The sequence below is a fragment of the Chryseobacterium gwangjuense genome, assembly GCF_021311115.1.
Lineage (GTDB): Bacteria > Bacteroidota > Bacteroidia > Flavobacteriales > Weeksellaceae > Chryseobacterium > Chryseobacterium gwangjuense.
The window spans coordinates 274,478-292,127 of the sequence record NZ_JAJTNP010000004.1 but is presented as its reverse complement, the minus strand read 5'-3'; the positions used below and the strand labels follow the sequence as shown (position 1 = coordinate 292,127).

At 33.5% G+C, this 17,650-nt stretch carries 14 protein-coding genes; 7 read left to right on the top strand and 7 right to left on the bottom strand.

Annotation, left to right across the window (positions count from 1 at the left end; genetic code table 11):
* Positions 1-97: 97 nt before the first annotated feature.
* Both LV842_RS10040 and LV842_RS10035 read right to left on the bottom strand, forming a co-directional pair.
* Positions 98-1,105 (bottom strand): WD40/YVTN/BNR-like repeat-containing protein, encoded by a 1,008-nt coding sequence (locus tag LV842_RS10040; protein ID WP_233111312.1) that lies wholly within the window; start codon positions 1,103-1,105, stop codon positions 98-100.
* A gap of 60 nt (positions 1,106-1,165) precedes the next feature.
* Entirely contained in the window at positions 1,166-2,686 is a 1,521-nt protein-coding gene (locus tag LV842_RS10035) for an APC family permease (protein ID WP_233111311.1), read from the bottom strand.
* 165 nt (positions 2,687-2,851) lie between these two features.
* Between LV842_RS10035 and pnuC the strand changes: the two genes are divergently transcribed.
* The 5 genes from pnuC (at position 2,852) to LV842_RS10010 (ending at position 8,851) form a co-directional block, all read left to right on the top strand.
* Positions 2,852-3,523, top strand: coding sequence for a nicotinamide riboside transporter PnuC (gene pnuC / locus LV842_RS10030; RefSeq protein WP_233111310.1), 672 nt, complete (start codon positions 2,852-2,854; stop codon positions 3,521-3,523).
* Positions 3,524-3,527: 4 nt separating this feature from the next.
* The gene (locus LV842_RS10025) at positions 3,528-4,166 is read left to right on the top strand and encodes a hypothetical protein (RefSeq protein WP_233111309.1); all 639 of its coding nucleotides are present in this window, start codon (positions 3,528-3,530) and stop codon (positions 4,164-4,166) included.
* A gap of 105 nt (positions 4,167-4,271) precedes the next feature.
* A complete protein-coding gene (dapF, locus tag LV842_RS10020) occupies positions 4,272-5,039 on the top strand; it encodes a diaminopimelate epimerase (protein ID WP_233111308.1) in 768 nt (255 codons plus the stop codon).
* 30 nt (positions 5,040-5,069) lie between these two features.
* Entirely contained in the window at positions 5,070-6,095 is a 1,026-nt protein-coding gene (gene mltG / locus LV842_RS10015; protein WP_233111307.1) for an endolytic transglycosylase MltG, read from the top strand.
* A gap of 167 nt (positions 6,096-6,262) precedes the next feature.
* Positions 6,263-8,851, top strand: a complete 2,589-nt coding sequence (locus LV842_RS10010) for a TonB-dependent receptor (RefSeq protein WP_233111306.1) — start codon at positions 6,263-6,265, stop codon at positions 8,849-8,851.
* Between the two features lie 70 nt (positions 8,852-8,921).
* On the opposite strand, the gene LV842_RS10005 is transcribed toward LV842_RS10010, so the two are convergent.
* The 4 genes from LV842_RS10005 to LV842_RS09990 all read right to left on the bottom strand — a co-directional run bounded on the left by LV842_RS10005 (position 8,922) and on the right by LV842_RS09990 (position 12,097).
* Positions 8,922-9,359, bottom strand: coding sequence for an adenylyltransferase/cytidyltransferase family protein (locus LV842_RS10005; RefSeq protein WP_233111305.1), 438 nt, complete (start codon positions 9,357-9,359; stop codon positions 8,922-8,924).
* A gap of 124 nt (positions 9,360-9,483) precedes the next feature.
* On the bottom strand, positions 9,484-10,503 hold the full coding sequence (gene galE / locus LV842_RS10000) for a UDP-glucose 4-epimerase GalE (RefSeq protein WP_233111304.1): 1,020 nt from the start codon (positions 10,501-10,503) through the stop codon (positions 9,484-9,486).
* Between the two features lie 15 nt (positions 10,504-10,518).
* Positions 10,519-10,968, bottom strand: a complete 450-nt coding sequence (locus LV842_RS09995) for a hypothetical protein (protein WP_233111303.1) — start codon at positions 10,966-10,968, stop codon at positions 10,519-10,521.
* Between the two features lie 4 nt (positions 10,969-10,972).
* Positions 10,973-12,097, bottom strand: a complete 1,125-nt coding sequence (locus tag LV842_RS09990; RefSeq protein ID WP_233111302.1) for a DegT/DnrJ/EryC1/StrS family aminotransferase — start codon at positions 12,095-12,097, stop codon at positions 10,973-10,975.
* A gap of 169 nt (positions 12,098-12,266) precedes the next feature.
* On the opposite strand from LV842_RS09990, the gene LV842_RS09985 reads away from it, so the two are divergent.
* Positions 12,267-13,871: a S8/S53 family peptidase gene (locus tag LV842_RS09985; protein WP_233111301.1), complete on the top strand. Its 1,605-nt coding sequence runs from the start codon at positions 12,267-12,269 to the stop codon at positions 13,869-13,871.
* 162 nt (positions 13,872-14,033) lie between these two features.
* Entirely contained in the window at positions 14,034-14,921 is an 888-nt protein-coding gene (locus LV842_RS09980) for a pentapeptide repeat-containing protein (protein WP_233111300.1), read from the top strand.
* Between the two features lie 50 nt (positions 14,922-14,971).
* Here LV842_RS09980 and LV842_RS09975 read toward each other — a convergent pair whose 3' ends face one another.
* A complete protein-coding gene (locus LV842_RS09975; protein ID WP_233111299.1) occupies positions 14,972-17,506 on the bottom strand; it encodes a phosphoenolpyruvate carboxylase in 2,535 nt (844 codons plus the stop codon).
* Between the last annotated feature and the right edge of the window lie 144 nt (positions 17,507-17,650).

Below are 17,650 nucleotides of genomic sequence, written 5' to 3'. Positions count from 1 at the left end.
TAAATATATCTTATGGATTTTGAACTATGAAATATATTAGGCCAATTTTTAGCAATTTATAATGAGTCTAAATACTCCTTTTGCTTTTTACTTAAAACTATTTCAAACTCATTTTAGCAATTCTATCTTTTCCTGCCAGAACTACTGTATTTCCGTCAACCCATTCACAAACAAAAAATCCTTTTTCATCTGAAATTTTCTTCCATGTTTTTCCAAAGTCTGAGGAATAACTGATATGCTGATCTCCTACGGAAATGATTTCTTTCCCTTTAGAATTGGGTTTAATTTTCACACAAGTAGTATATCCTGCATTTTTTCCGGATGCCTGAATCTGCCAGGTTTTTCCACCATCATTTGTAGTGGCGATATTATTGATATTATCCGCTTGTTTTGTGTAATCTCCTCCAACAGCAATTCCAAACTGTTCGTCATAGAAATCAATTGAATACATTCCTTGAGAAGACTCTCCTTGGATAAACGGAGTATTAAAAGCTTCAATCTCGTCATTTTTTAAATTCATCCTCAGAATCCTTGATACCTTTCCGCCCGTTGCAATCCATAGATATTTCTTAGCTGAAACGATATTGGTATTACTTGCTGCAAAAGCCGCCTCTCCTTCATTCAGAATGATATTATTTTTGAAACTGTTCCATTTTCCATTTTTAAAAACGGCTAATTTCAGACGATTATCTTTATTTGCGTCACTAAATGTATAAGCCAATTCATTATTTACAAAATGCAATGCATCATAAAAAGCTGTTTTTACCGTATCTCTGAAAATAATTTCAGACGTTAAATCTTTTTTATTGATCTTAAAAAACTCAGCCGGACTTTCAATATTAATCAGATAAAAAGAATTTTTGTCCTGAGCCAAAGTTCTGAACTGTAATTTCTTTTCTGATAATTTAATTTGCTTCTGATGTTGAGGATTTTTTATATCAACAAAACCAAATTTAGAATCCGTTCCGCTGTACCAGACTTTTTTATCATACACTTCTAGTGCGCGAATGCTGATTTTATCACTCAATAGAGTTTCCAAACTTACCTGTTGAGAAAACGAAAGGATTCCTAAAAACGAAAATAAAATGGGAAATATTTTTTTCATAGAAACAAAAATAAAAAATCCACAGAAAAATCTGTGGATTTATGTTGTTTATAATTTTTTTTATAAATCTAAATCAGTTTTTTGTAAAGGTTCCTGTTCCGCTTTGAACGTTTCTCCGTACCCTACTTTATGAAGTTTAGAATTTTTAAGGCTATATGCAAAATAGATAATTACTCCAAGAGCTAACCATGCTGTTGATAATAATTTTGCTTCATGGCTTAGGTTCCAAATTAAATAAACATTGATACAGATTCCTAATGTTGCAATAACAGGTAATGCAGGAACTTTAAAGTTTCTTGGTAAGTTCGGCTCTCTTTTTCTTAAAATCCAAACCGCTACACATACCATAGTAAAGGCAAATAAAGTTCCGAAACTCGTCATATCTGCCAATTTACTAATCGGCGTTAATGAAGCTACCGTAGCAATTACAATTCCTAAAAGCATCAAACTCTTTGCAGGAGTTTTTCTTACCGGGTGTACATCACTGAACATTTTAGGAATCAAACCGTCTTTAGACATTCCCAAGAAAATTCTTGACTGTCCCATAATCATTACCATTAATACAGAAATCAAACCTACGGTTGCTGCAATCGTGATGATATATCCTGCCCATCCTTGTCCTGCAATTTCAAATGCATACGCTACAGGAGCTTTAATAGCATCCGGGAACTTTCCTTGAGGATTAAAGTCTGTATAATGCATCATCCCTGTAAGAACTAATGAAACTAAAATATATAACACTGTACATACCAAAAGTGACACGATAATTGCAAACGGAACATCTTTTTTAGGATTAATCGCTTCTCCAGCTTGTGTAGAAACTGCATCGAAACCTACATAAGCAAAGAATATCGCTGCCGCTCCGGAAATAATCCCCTGAATTCCATATGCTTCTTTCATTGACTCTCCTTCTTTAACCATTGTAGCTGCAGGAATAAACGGATTCCAGTTTTCAGCATTAATAAAGAAAGCACCCGCAATAATTACAAAAATAACCGCTGAAACCTTCATGATTACAATAAGGTTGTTTGCTTTTGCAGCTTCTTTTGTTCCTTTGATTAAGATAGAAATTACTACTAAAACAATGATAAAAGCTGGTAAATTCATTGAAAAACCTTCTCCGGTATAACTTGCTGGGTCTGAAGTAAGATAATCCGGCAAGTGAAGACCAAACATTTTCAGCAATTTATTAAAATATCCGGACCACGAAACGGCTACCGTCATGGATCCCATCGCATATTCGAGGATCAATCCCCATCCGATAATCCATGCAAAAATTTCACCTACCGTACCGTAAGCGTAAGCATAAGCAGAACCTTCTACAGGTAGAATAGAAGCAAACTCAGAATAACATAAAGCAGCGAAAACACACGCAATTCCTGCAATAACAAAGGAAAGCGCCAATGCTGGTCCAGCATGATAATAAGCACCTGTACCTGTTAATACAAAAATTCCACCTCCAATGATCGCTCCGATCCCGATAGCTGTAAGGCTCCATTTACCAAGTACTCTTTTAAGTTGACTACTTTTAACATCATTCTCAAAAGCACTCATTGGCTTTTTCGTCCAGATTTTAGACATATTTTATTATTTATTAAAGATTTACGAAAATATAAAAAATTTAGAAACCTTAACGTTTATTGACAATTTTTCATCATTAATTTTAAATAATCAATTTTAAAAAACTGATTATCACTATGTTTAAATCATTTTAAACTGTCTTATTTTTTGTTTATTTTTGATCACATGAATATATATGATCTTTTCATAAAACCCTATGAAAGCTACTCTTCTTTTCAAATTTTCCTTGAATCCTTTGCAGCTGTCTTCGGAGTTCTGAGTGTCTATTTTTCCATCAAAAAAAACATTTGGGTCTATCCTACCGGAATTATTTCTACTTTAATTTATGTTTATATCCTTTTCAATTTCGGATTATTGGGAGATTGCATGATTAATGTTTATTATACAGTAATGAGTGTTTATGGATGGATATTATGGGCAAAAAGCTCTGAAGATCATATACACGTAGAAGTAACCTGGGCTTCCAGAAAGGAATGGGTATATGGAAGTTTACTTTTTGTATTAAGTTTACTCTTAGTAACTGTTATTTATTATTATAAACCTTATATAGATAATCAGTTTTCTATGGAAGGTACGGATCTTGGTTTATATCATTTGGATTGGGGAAATAAATTAGACATCATCACAACTTCCATATTTTTAGTGGGAATGTGGTTTATGGCCAAAAGACGCATAGAGAACTGGATTTTTTGGATTATAGGTGATTTTATTTGTATGCCTATGATGATTTATAAGGGTCTCGGAATCACTTCGGTTCAATATTTGGTATTTACTATAATGGCTATCTTAGGATACCTCAATTGGAAAAAAAGTTTTAAAGAAAAAAAAGTACAATAAAGTCATGAAAAATTTATTAAAAATAGCATTGGGCATTTTCATTATGAGCAGCCTTACTTCTTGTGCAGTATATGCAGATTCCGGATACGGATATGGTGATCCTTATTATAATAACGGATATTATTATGCACCGAGCGGATATTACGGAAATGGCGGATATTGGGGAAATGACGGATATTACTATAGAAATGATTATACCTATTACTATGATAACGGAATGCCTTATTATTACTACAATTATAATAATTCAAGAAGAAAAGTATATGTAGAGAGAAGAGAAACCACTTCACAAAGACCTAACAACGGATTCAGAGGTGGTGTGAATGACGGAACTTCAAATGGTGGTTTCAGACCGGGTAACGGACAGAACAATCAAGGAAATCAGGGCAACCAAAGACCTAATAACGGATTCAGAAATCAAAACAATCAGGGAAATCAAAAAGACAATAATAATCGAGGAGGATTTAGAAACAACCCGTCAAACAATAACAACAACAATAATTCAAATGGCGGCTTCAGAAATAACTCTTCAAGAAATAGCAATTCGAACGGCGGCTTTAGAAACAATTCAGAAAACAGAAGCCAACAGAATAATTCTCAGCAAAACAACAATTCCTCAAGAAGTGGCGGTGGATTTAGATAAAACGATTATAAATAAGAAAACGAACAGCTAACACTGTTCGTTTTTTGTATTAATTATAGTAATTTTGCAAGTTCAATTTTAGAAAAAACACTAGAACAAATACTTATGGATTTTTATAAATATCAGGGAACAGGAAACGATTTTGTAATGATAGACAACAGAGATCTTCAGTTTCCAAAAGACAAAAATATTATCGAAAAATTATGCGACAGACGTTTCGGAATCGGAGCGGACGGTCTTATTTTATTGGAGAATGATGACAAGTATGATTTTAAAATGGTCTATTACAATTCTGATGGTGGGGAAAGTACAATGTGTGGAAACGGAGGAAGATGTTTGGTCGCTTTCGCTTTTTTCCTTGATATTTTTGAAGATAAATGCAAATTCATTGCTATCGACGGTGAACATGAGGCTGAAATACACAATGGCATCGTAAAATTAAAAATGATTGATGTAAACACCATCTCCAACGATGGAGAAGACACTGTGATGAACACAGGATCTCCACATTATGTAAAATATGTTGAAGATCTGGTAAATTATAATGTTTTCGCCCAAGGAAACGGAATCAGAAATTCTGAAAATTATAAAGAAAAAGGGATCAATGTCAACTTTGTGGAAAAAATTGCTGATGATGAAATTTTTGTAAGAACCTATGAACGAGGCGTTGAGGATGAAACTTACAGCTGCGGAACAGGAGTTACAGCTTCAGCTTTAACTTTTCTACAAAATAACAATCTAATCTCTGTAAAAGTAAAAACTTTAGGAGGTGATCTTAAGGTTCATGCTGAAAAAAGCGGAAACACGTTCCAGAATATCTGGCTAGAAGGTCCCGCAAAACAAGTTTTTAGAGGAAAGGTAGATCTAATTTAAAAAGACAAAAAAACTTTAATCACCATTTAAATGAAAAAAGCAATTCTCATTGTCATCCTTCTTGTTTTTGTAGTAGGCGGATTTTTTGGTTTGAGATTTTATAATAAATATTACGGAAATAATATCGAGAAAGACGGATATGTTTTGATTTCGCATAAAGCGGATTTTAAACAGATTCTGGATTCTGCGTCCCAATACATTAAAGATAAAGATGCTTTCGAAACCGTAGCAAAAGAAAAAGATCTTGATAAATACTTCAAACCCGGTCGTTATCACTTTCAAAAAGGAATGGGCAATTCCAATTTGGTGAATATGATAAAAGCAGGAAACCAAACGGAAAATAGTTTTAGAATTGGTGATTTTGGAGATATGTATCAAATGATTGGTAAAGTATCTAAAAAAACGGAACTGGATTCTTTACAGTTTGTAAATGATCTGAATACCATTGCACAAGAAAAAGGCTATAACAATGCAGAAGATTTAAAAAAATATTTTTTCATTGATACGTATAACTTTTTTTGGACAGTGACTCCTAAAGAGTTTTTCAAAAAGTTTGATGATCAGTATAATAAATTTTGGAACAGTGAGAGAAAGGCTAAAGAGCAGCAATCTGGCTTAACAAGAGATCAAATTTATGCATTAGCTTCTATTGTTTACAAAGAATCCGGAGGTAAAGATGATGAGATGAAAACCATTGCGGGATTATACCTGAACCGTTTCAGAAAAGGAATGAAACTACAGTCTGATCCGACCGTAATTTATGCGATTAATAAGCAAACCAACTTCAAAGAATCCATCAAAAGGGTTTTTTACAAACACCTGTCTACTCCATCTCCTTATAATACCTACGCCAATAAAGGCATTCCTCCGGGACCGATCTGCGTGGTAAACAAAAATTCTGTGGATGCTGTTTTAAATGCTGAAAATAACAATTATATTTTTATGTGTGCAGATCCTTCAAGACCTGGTTTTCACAAATTCACAGCGAGTGCAGAAGAGCATGCGATCAATGCAAAAGCCTATCAGGACTGGCTTAATTCAAAAAATATCAAATAAAAAATAAATTTAACTTTATTTTAACAAATTAATAATTAACATTTAGCTTTAAAACGCGACATATCTATTACAAATAATAAACAACCTTAATATTATGACATTTTAATCAATTAATAATTTCATAATATTAAGACAAATCTTTCACGATTTTACATAAAAAAAACGTTATGAATCAGACGGAAATCATTAACATTTTCACAAAAAAAACCTTAGGGCTTACTTTTGTACTTTCCGCGGCAGCTTTTGCTTTTGGACAGGAAAAAGTGGGTATTTCAGGAACTGTTGTTAGCAAAAACAATCAGCCTGTTCCTTATGCATCAGTTACTTTCAGCAATAAAGCAAACAAACTTCTTAGTGATGCTACTCTTACTGACGAAAAAGGTCAATATAAACTAGATATTACTCCTGGTAATTATGATATTACGGTAGAAGCAATTGACTACAAAAAAAGTCTCATCAATAAGCAGATTGCCACACCCGGAAATATAGGCGCTTTAGCTATTGACCCGGAAAACAGTGCAACCAATATAAAAACCGGAGATATTCAGGGAGTTGTCATCACTGCACAATCAACAAAACCTTATAAAGTAGAGCTTGATAAGAAAACTTATGACCCGTCTCAGGACATCATCAGTAAAGGAGGAAGCCTTCAAGATGTCTTATCCAATGTACCTTCTGTTTCTGTAGACACCGACGGAACGGTTTCTATGAGAGGGAGTTCAAATGTAAAATTTTTAATCAATGGAAAACCGTCATCCCTTCTTGGAATTGATGATGGAGCTAATGCATTACAAAGTATTCCTGCAGACCAGATTGAAAAAATCGAGGTTATTACCAATCCTTCTTCAAAATTTGAAGCAAGCGGAACTTCCGGTATTTTAAATATCATCCTTAAAAAAAGTAAAAAAGTTGGTTTTAACGGTAGTGTTGTAGGTTCTCTTGGTTATTATCCAAGAACCAGTCTTAATGCGAATTTAAGCTGGAGAAAAAATAAAATGACCTGGTTTCTAAATGGTGGCGGTGGCTATACCGAAAACCAAAATAAAAATGAGACTGAAACAACTTACCATAACATTGTTCTTCCCAACAATATAGATCCTACCTCTCCTACATTTACTCAACCTAAAGATATTCCAACATATCAATCTCAGGATTCTAAAAATAAAAGTTATAGCAAAAACTATAATGCAACAGCAGGTTTTGTATATGACATTTCAGATAAGACATCGGTAAATCTTTCCGGTATGGTAAGAACTTTCGATGGTGATTCAAATGAGAGATTAAATTCCGTTGATAATTTCTTCAGATATGTACCAGCAGCTACAGCATGGCAACCATTAACATCTCTGATGCAAAGAAATTCTAACGGAACTAATAATAACTTAGCATTTCAGGGTGATTTTGGATTAGATCATAAATTTGATGACAAAGGTCAAAACATCTCAATGTCATTAAGTTTACAAAGCAATAGAAGTAATAACAATTCTGATATAGCAGAATATTTAAATTCGAATTTCGTTCGTGATGATGTATCAGATAGAAAATCTACGAATAAAACCATTATTGGAAAATTAGATTATGAATTACCAATAGGAGAAAATTCAAAACTAGAAGCTGGTTATCGTATCGATAGTAATAATAATGACTATACAAGTGTTGTAACAAGTACTGTTCAGGATCCTGTTATTGGATATTATAACAATTCTACCATCTATAAAGAGACCTTTAATGCACTTTATGTACAGTTTAAGAGTAAAATTGGTAGTTTCGGATATCAATTAGGTCTAAGAGATGAACAATCTAATATTAAAATAGATTATCAAAACAAAGGTGGTGACCCTGCTATCAATACTACTAAAAATTATAATAATTTATTTCCTAGTGTTTATTTAAGCTATGATGTAACGAAGGATAACCAAATATTATTAAACTATTCCCGTAGAATTGACAGACCTCGTTCTTTCTTCATGGTGCCATATTCGAACTACTCAAATAGACAAAATGTTTTTGAAGGTAATATTGACCTTAACCCATCTTATGTAGATTCATTTGAACTTGGTTATAATATTTCTAAAAAGAAATTTACCGTTAACCCTACTCTTTACTACCGTCATTCTACGGATGACAACAAAATGTTAGTCTATAGAAAAGATGAGAGAACTGCCGATTTCTTCACAAAACCAATTAATTTAGGTAATGATGAGCGTTATGGTTTAGATTTAAACTTTACTTACGATCCTTTTACATGGTTAAAATTAATGGGAAGTATAGATGCATTTGGATACAAAACCTCGGGTATTGCTTACTATGATATGATTGATAGAAATGGTAACCCAGGTACTGGCAGCATGGATTTCACAGGAAGTGGTTTTTCTACAAGAGCCAGATTAAATACAACCTTTAAAGTAGACAAAACATTTAGTTTTCAGTTACAAGGATTCTATAGAGGAGCACAAAAATCTGCAAATCAGGATACTCAAGACATGTATGCTTTAAACTTAGGAGCTTCGAAAACAATATGGAAAGGAAACGGAACTATTTCTTTTAATATCCAGGATATCTTTAACACAAGAAGTAGAGAAATATTTAGCTACAGCAGCGACTACACTCGTAGAAATTACATGCAATGGCAACCACGACAGTTTTCTATTTCTCTGACATACAGATTTAAGCAAGGAGAAAAAATTGAACAGCCTAAAAAGAAAAAAGACATCAACTCCAATGCAACAGGAGATGATCAGCAAGGACCAATGTAATCCTTCTAAATATATAAATAAAAACTCCCGAAAATTAATTTTCGGGAGTTTTTATTTATTTTAATTCTTTTTACTTTGACAGTTTTGATTTTTCTGCTTCGAAAATTCTTTTTCTTAAGTCACTTGATGAGAATCGGTGATCTCTTTTATTATAAAAAATCTCTATCCCTTTTTCTTCACAATATTTTTTTCCGGTAAAATCTTTATCCATATAATCATCACCGATGATTCTAACATCTATAACAAATGATTTTAAGATATCTTCCAAATCCTCTTCTGTGTAATAAGGAATGATTTCATCTACGGCATTCACTGCCTTTAGCTGAATATATCTTTCAACTATAGTTTGTGTGGGTTTATTTTTATTCGGTCTGTCATGAGAAGGATCAATTTGTAATCCTACAATCAGGTAATCACATACCGTTTTAGCTTCTTCCAACATTTTTATATGACCGGCATGAAGCAAATCAAACGAGGAAAATGTAATGCCTATTCTTTCTGTTTTCATAGTGTGTATTTAAATTTTACTGACATAAAGGTTCTTTACCATCTAAACCCAAATTCAGCTAAAGTATTATTTAAATTTTTATAAATTTTCCTTTCAGGCATTGAAATTTCATCTTCAAAAAAAATTAATTTCTTGAATCCAAATATTTCTGCCATTCCCAAGTGGTTTTCAATGCATCTTCCAAACTGGTTTCAGACTTCCAATTAAGTTCTTTTTCCGCTTTATCTGCATTGGCGTAAGCGATAGTAACATCTCCTTCTCTTCTTGCACAAATCTGATAAGGAATGTCGACATTATTTGCCTTTTCAAAAGCTTTTATCACTTCCAAAACCGAAGATCCTTTTCCTGTTCCTAAATTGTAGGTATCAACTACAGTTTTCTCAGACTCCATTTCCATTAATCTTTTTAAAGCTGCAACGTGAGCTTTCGCCAAATCAACCACATAAATATAATCCCGAACTGCCGTTCCGTCTACCGTTGGATAATTATTTCCCCAAATACTCAGCTTTTCTCTTATTCCTGCAGCAGTCTGCATTACATAAGGAACAAGATTATAAGGAACACCAATAGGAAGCTCTCCTATTTTTGCGGTAGGATGTGCCCCAATCGGATTAAAATATCTTAATAACGAAATTTTTCGTTGATATGCTTTAGCAAAATCAATTAAAATCTCCTCACCCATTTGCTTTGTCTTTCCATACACGCTTTCCGGCATTTTCAGCGGTGTATTCTCATCAATAGGCATTACATCAGCTTGTCCATACACTGTACAAGAAGAACTGAATATAAAGTTTGAAATATTTCTTGCTTTAAACTCCTGAAGAATATTAATCAATGAAAACAAATTATTCTCATAGTAATCTACCGGTTTTTCCTGACTTTCTCCTACTGCTTTATAGGCTGCAAAATTGATACATCCATCAATCTCGTGCGCATTAAAAACCTGATTCAGAAGTTCTTTTCTTTTTAAATCAAAAGGATAGAAAACAGGTCTTTTACCCGTAATTTCCTCAATATTTTTTAAAATAAATTTCTCCGAATTTGATAAATCATCTACAATGACAACATCAAAACCGTTATTCAAAAGTTCTACAACCGTGTGTGAACCAATATATCCAAGACCTCCCGTTACGAGTATTGCCATTTTTCAGTATTTTTTTTAATCCTTTTGTGTTCCTATTGACTCTATACTTTCGTATTGTATTTCCTTATATTTAAACTTATTAATTAAAAAAAGTAAAAATATCAGAATTCCGCATAATCCTAAAATAATGAAATGATCTGATAAAGGTAATCCTTCCTCAACAGCAAATATATTTACTAACCAAGCTCCCAAAAGCAAAATAAAAATACATCCATAAAATATATTTAATACTAAAATACTTTTTTGTGATTTTATTGCAACTAATATCAAGCTAACAAAACATACTAAGAACAAAAAACCTAAAAAAGCTGATACCAAATATTCACCAAAAGTTATATTAGAAGATTCACTTTTAAAAAGATTATAAGTGTCTACAGTCGAAAAACCTAAAATCAAAAGCATTATAAAACCAAATAAAAGTACAACTCTTGTAATGCTTTTATATTTAAATATCTTTCTTTTCATTAAATTATCCCATAAACTCCAACACAGCATCCGTAATATACTTCAACTGTTCATCGTCCAATTCAGTATGCATTGGAAGAGAAATCACCTGATCCAACAGCTTATCCGTATATACAAAATCAGCATCATTACTTTCCTGATAGTATGCTTTTTGTTTTCTCAAAGCTACAGGATAGTAAATCATTGCGGGAATTTCTTTTTCCGTTAAGAATTTCTGTAATTCATTACGCTTACCATTCAAAATCCTCAATGTATATTGGTGGAAAACGTGAGTAGAATCTTCATCTCTTTTCGGAGTTAGAATATTAGAATTACCAGCAAAAGCTTCATCATAAAAATCAGCTGCTTTTCTTCTTGCCTCGTTATAAGAATCCAAATGAGGAAGTTTTTTTCTTAATACAGCTGCCTGAATACTATCTAAACGAGAGTTTACCCCTACTTCATCATGATAATATCTTTCATACATTCCATGATTAACAATCCCTCTTAAACGATGTGCCAATTCATCATTATTGGTAAAAATTGCGCCTCCATCACCATAGCAACCTAAGTTTTTAGATGGAAAAAACGAAGTTGTCCCAACTGTTGCCATCGTTCCCGATTTTTTTACGGTTCCGTCAGCAAAAGTATAATCAGCACCAATTGCCTGTGCGTTATCTTCGATAACGTATAAATTATTTTCTTCAGCAATTTTCAGAATTTCTTCCATATTAGCGCATTGTCCGAAGATATGAACCGGAATGATCGCTTTTGTTCTTGGAGTAATTGCTTTTTTAATAGCTTCTGTTGAAATCGTAAATGTATCGTAATCTACGTCTACTAAAACAGATTTAAGTTTAAGCAAATGAATTACCTCTACTGTCGCCGCAAAAGTAAAATCTGCTGTGATTACCTCATCACCTTCCTGTAAATCTAATGCCATTAAAGCAATCTGTAAAGCATCTGTTCCGTTTGCACAAGGAATCACATGTTTTACATCTAAATAAGACTCCAATTCATTCTGGAAAGACTTTACTTCAGGACCATTGATAAAAGCCGCTGAATCCATTACATTTAAAACTGCATTATCTACCTCGTTCTTTATTTTGTAATACTGACTTTGCAAGTCAACCATCTGAATTTTTTTCATATATAAATTTTATTGTTTAATCCTACGCAATCATCCAAATTCTCAATATCGGCTTACATAAAATGATCATGAGATGATTTTGTAATAAATTATTTCTGTAAAAATAAGGAATTTAATATCCTTTCAAAAATTTTATTGATTTTGTTTTATCTTTATCCAAAATAAATGCATGAATAGATTTCTATCTTTTTGTTTTTTAGCAATTTGCTCTACATTTTCCGCTCAGACGGAACTTGTTTTTGTTTATTTTAATGGCAAACCGAATAAAGCAGCATTTTATGCAAATCCCTTATCAGAATTAACTCAAAAGTCCTTAAACAGAAGAACTTCTCTTGGTATCGCTCTCAACGATCAGGACGCTCCAATCGAACAGTCTTATATACAAAGTATACAGAATTTAGGCATTCCGGTTACTGATTATTCCAAATGGCTGAATGGTGTTGCCGTTACGGTAAATCAGGCACAAGTCAACCTTATAAAAACGCTTCCTTTTGTGCAGTCTGTACAAAGTTTTGCAAAAAATTCTTCATTAACCGTAAAAATTCAGAACCAAAATAAATGGGAAACTATTGAACAAACCAACAACATTTCAACCGTCTTCAATTATGGTTCCGGTTTGGCACAAATAGATCAAATTAATCTTAAACCTTTACATCTTGCAGGATATACCGGAACAGGCGTTACCATTGCTGTAATAGACACAGGATTTCCCTGGGTAAATACTGGTGCTGCTTTTTCAAGGTTATGGACGAATAATCAAATCAAAGGAGGATATGATTTTGTATCAAAAGGTACCGATCTTTATAATACTTCCTTAAACAATCATGGTTCTGTGGTTCTGGGAGCCATCGGAGGATATCTTCAGGACTCTTTTGTAGGATCTGCTCCTGATGCTGATTTTTACCTATACCGAAGCGAAAACACTGCCGTAGAAATCCCGGAAGAAGAAATGTATTGGATTGAAGCAGCGGAAGAAGCAGATAGAAAAGGAGTTGATCTTATTACCACATCTTTAGGATATGCTGCTTTCGACGATCCAAAATACAGTTATTCGTACACCCATATGAACGGAAATACGTCCTTCATTGCACGAGGAGCTGAGATTGCAGTTAATAAAGGAATTTTTGTTCTTATTGCTGCAGGAAATTCAGGAGAGCAACCTTGGCATTACATCACAACACCCGCAGACAATGCAAAAGTTTTCACCATTGGATCTGTAGATGATGCTAATCTGTCGTCACCATTTTCTTCATACGGTCCAAATTCTGCAGGAATTACAAAACCGGATGCTGCTGCAAGAGGAACAAATTCTACGACAGTTAATAACGGAACACTTATTACTGTTTCAGGAACATCCATTGCAACCCCAATTGCCGCAGGAGGAGTTGCTTGTCTTATGCAGGCTTTTTCCACCATGAACAGGGATTTGATGAAAACTAAACTCCAGCAAACAGCTTCTTTATATCCTACCCATACCGATCAAATGGGGTATGGAATTCTTAATTTTGGAAATTTTTATAATTCAGTTTTAAATACTTCTGAACTCGTTAAGAAAAATTCTGTTGCAATTTTTCCTAATCCTGTTAAAAACATTTTAAATATTGCTTCAGAAAGCGATGTCGTCTTTTTGGAAGTTTATGATAATTTAGGACGATTAATTACTAAAGTTAATAACCAAAAATCTGTGAAGGTCGAGCATTTTGCCAAAGGAGTTTATTACCTGAAAATTCAAACGAAGGATAGAGTTTATTATGAGAAATTTATAAAAGAATAAAATCAAGGGTCGGGAAAAGTATTTTTTTAGCAAAAACAACCCACAGTTGTCAATAACAACCAAAAATAGCGTGATTACAACTAAGAGTAGCCGCCTTTTATCTACTCCTGAAAATCGATGTAAATATCTTTGCGGTATCAAAAACAAAGAAAAATTACACCTATGTTAAATACAAAAATTATTGGTAACAAAATTGCCAAAGCAAGAAAAGAGGCAAATATGTCTCAGGCACAAATTTCTGAACTTCTTTTTGTAAGTCCACAAGCGGTAGGAAAATGGGAACGCGGAGAATCTGTTCCGGATATTATTACCTGCAACCGTCTTGCGGAAGTTTTAGGAGTCGACCTTAATTATTTCTCTGAAAATTTTCAATCTCCCTCCAATGAACAACCCTCCTCAAAACCTGTAGAGATACAAAATATTGAAACTGTACCTCATAAACCTAAATGGAATATGTCGTCCGGAAACTGGATAGATGCAGATTTTTCAGGGTTAAAGAACCTGAACGAAAAATTCAGTTCTTCAAATATGCAACGTTGCAAATTTATTGGTTCAGATCTATCTTCCCTTATTCTTAAAAACAATAATGTTGATCATTGTGATTTTTCAGGTTCTGATATCAGCAACAGCAACTTCCAGCGTTCTCATTTAGCCAATAATCAATTTAAGAATTGCTCACTGAGAGAAGCCAAATTTTCGGGAAGCTATATTTACAATTGTGATCTTACCGGTTCCGATTGTACAGGAATGACAATACATTCCGGCGGTTTCGAAAAAAACACAATGATCAATACGATATGGAATCGCACATCCTTTGTTGAAACTCATCTCAATGATATTATTTTTGAAGGCACAGTAGAAGATTGCTCTTTTGAAAATTGCTCATTTAAAAAAGTAACTTTTCAAAATGCTAAACTTGTCAACACCTTTTTTAAATGCAAAAACCTGAAAAATATTCATTTTGTTGATTGCCACGCTGACCGCATAACCTATGAATTTTTGAAAAGTGGTAAAGCAGACCTAAACGGAATTACTTTACTGAATACATAAATTTAAATCAATAAAAAAGCCTGTTCTCATGTTGAACAGGCTTTTATTTTTTAAGCTGAGTTTCGACTCGCATTAATATTTCCGAACAAAGATCGTGTCACCAGTTTTCCATATGCTTCCACATCACCTTCGCCTTTTTGAATTTTCATTAAAGCATACTGTTGAATACTCAGTAACGGAAGAACAATTTTCTCGCGAATCATCACGGATTTTCTGGATAATGGATCTTCTTCCTGAAGCATTGTAAACCCTGTCAATTCAAGCATTGTTTCTTTAGACAATTGATATTCTTCAAATAAAACATTCCAAAATGCTCCAAATTTCGGATTATCCTTGATATAGGAAGTCAATGGAAAATACGATTTATTCATACTCATCATTGAGTTTAAAACTAAAGTTTTAAAGAAATCCGAACCTTTGTACAATTCTTTCACTTCTTCAAATCTTCCTTGTTCTTTCATCTGCTGTATAGCAAACCCAAATCCAAAGAATCCGGGAACATTTTGTTTTAACTGCGACCATGATCCAACGAAAGGAATTGCCCTCAAATCTTCAAATTTCAACTCATTTCCGCCCCCTCTTTTTGACGGACGGCTACCAATATTGGTTTTTCCGTAATATTCGAGCGTACTCATTTCCTGAAGATAAGGAACAAACATCGGATGGGCTTTCAGATCTGAGTATTTCTGATAACTGATATTCGCCAACTCAATAATTAACGCTCTTTCTTTTTCTGTAAGATCTTTTTTAGCGTTTTTAAAGACATCATTCTCCACTCCAGCTGTTAGAAGCTGTTCGAAATTGTATTTTGCCTGTTCTTTATTTCCAAAAATACTGGTAATCGTTTGTCCCTGAATCGTTAATTCGATCTTATTATTGGCGATTGTTTTGCCTTGAGAAGCATAGAAATCGTGGGTTTTTCCGCCTCCTCTTGCGGGTGGTCCTCCTCTACCATCAAAAAACACTACTTTAATTCCGTTTTGTTCGGAAAGTTTTGTAAGAACTTCTTTAGCTTTATAAATCTCCCAGTTTGCTTTCAGATAACCTCCGTCTTTTGTTCCATCTGAAAAACCAAGCATTATCGTTTGCTGATTTCCTCTCTTTTCAAGATGTTTTTTATAAACCGGATTCTGATACAATTCACTCATTACCTTTTCAGCATTATCCAACCCTTCCATGGTTTCAAAAAGCGGAACGATATCCATATTAATATCTTCGTCCTGATACCCACAGATTTTGAAGAATGCATATACATTCATTACATCTTTTACAGCATCCGAATTTGAAATAATATAACGATTCATTCCTCTCAAGCCATTCATCTGCTGAATTTCTGTAATTTGAGAAACCGTGAGAAGAGTGTCTTTTACAATATCATCAAAATCATCCGGATTTACTTTTTCTGAAATTTGGATCAATTTGTTAAACTTATCCTCATTACTTGCTTCAATATTTCCATACACTTTCGCAAACACTTCATCAATCACCTTCTGATGAATTCTGCTATCCTGTCTTACATCCAATGTTGCGAAGTGCGTTCCGAAAATTTTAACTCGATCTTTAAACTCCGTCAATAAATTGATAAATAAGGAATTGTGCTGCGTAACCAGAATTTCTTCCGCTTCATTCAATCTTTTAATAATATCTTCTGCCTCAATTTTTTCATTTCTGAAAATAGCGGTATATAATTCTGTACTCAACACTCCCAATACTTCGGACACTCCTCTGAAACTTAATCTTCTTCTGACCAATTTAAGATTATTGTAATACGCTTTCAAAATAGCAGATCTCAATTCTTCTGCTACTCGTTTTGTTACTTCAGCAGTTACAAAAGGATTTCCATCTCGGTCACCTCCCGGCCAAAAGCCTAACTGAATCAGATCTTCATGAAGATGAAAATGATCGTTTCCAAATGCAGATTTTATTTTAGTAAAAAGTTCTCCTATCGTATCATAATACACATATCGTAAATAATAAATGATACTCATCGCCTCATCAATAGGAGTCGGTTTCTCTTTATTTACAAAAGGTGTTTTTCCTAATTGCTGCAGCAACATGTCAATATTGGTGATAGAATCTGTTGTAATTGCATTTCTCAAATCATGAAGGATTCTCTGTACCGAATTAGGATAAAACTGGGTAGGATGCGCAGTAAAAACGACCTTCACTGTAAAATCCTTTAATTTTTTCCGTACCTCTTCAAGCTTATGATCCTGCAATGAACGTTCAAATAGATTAGTTACTGTTCCGTTATCACTTTCGGAATGAAGCACAGGAAAGGCTGCATCCTCAATGCTATCGAATAATACTACCTGTCGCTCAATATATTGTATAATCTTAAAAAGCAGTTCAAGTTTCTGCTCGTCTGTCTGTAAGTCGGTATGATGTTTAAAAAATTCTTCTAAGATTTCTTCAGGAGTTTTTCCTGCTTCATACCCTGTTTTGCTTTCTTCATATAAAAACGGAAGAAGCATCCCAATATTGGTCATCTTATCATAAGGCAAACTCATAAATAATGAATTGTAGATCTGGAACTTATTTTCCACCATCTGCCTGAATTTTTCTGTGCGTTGGTCGTGTATCATATAACAAATGTAGGAGATTTTGGTCTGAATTAATCCTGTTTTTACATTAAAAATAATTAAATTTCATGAAGATCATTACAATTTAACAGAGTCCCAAATATCACGAAATGGAAATATTTTTTATGAATCTAGAGTAAATTAAGT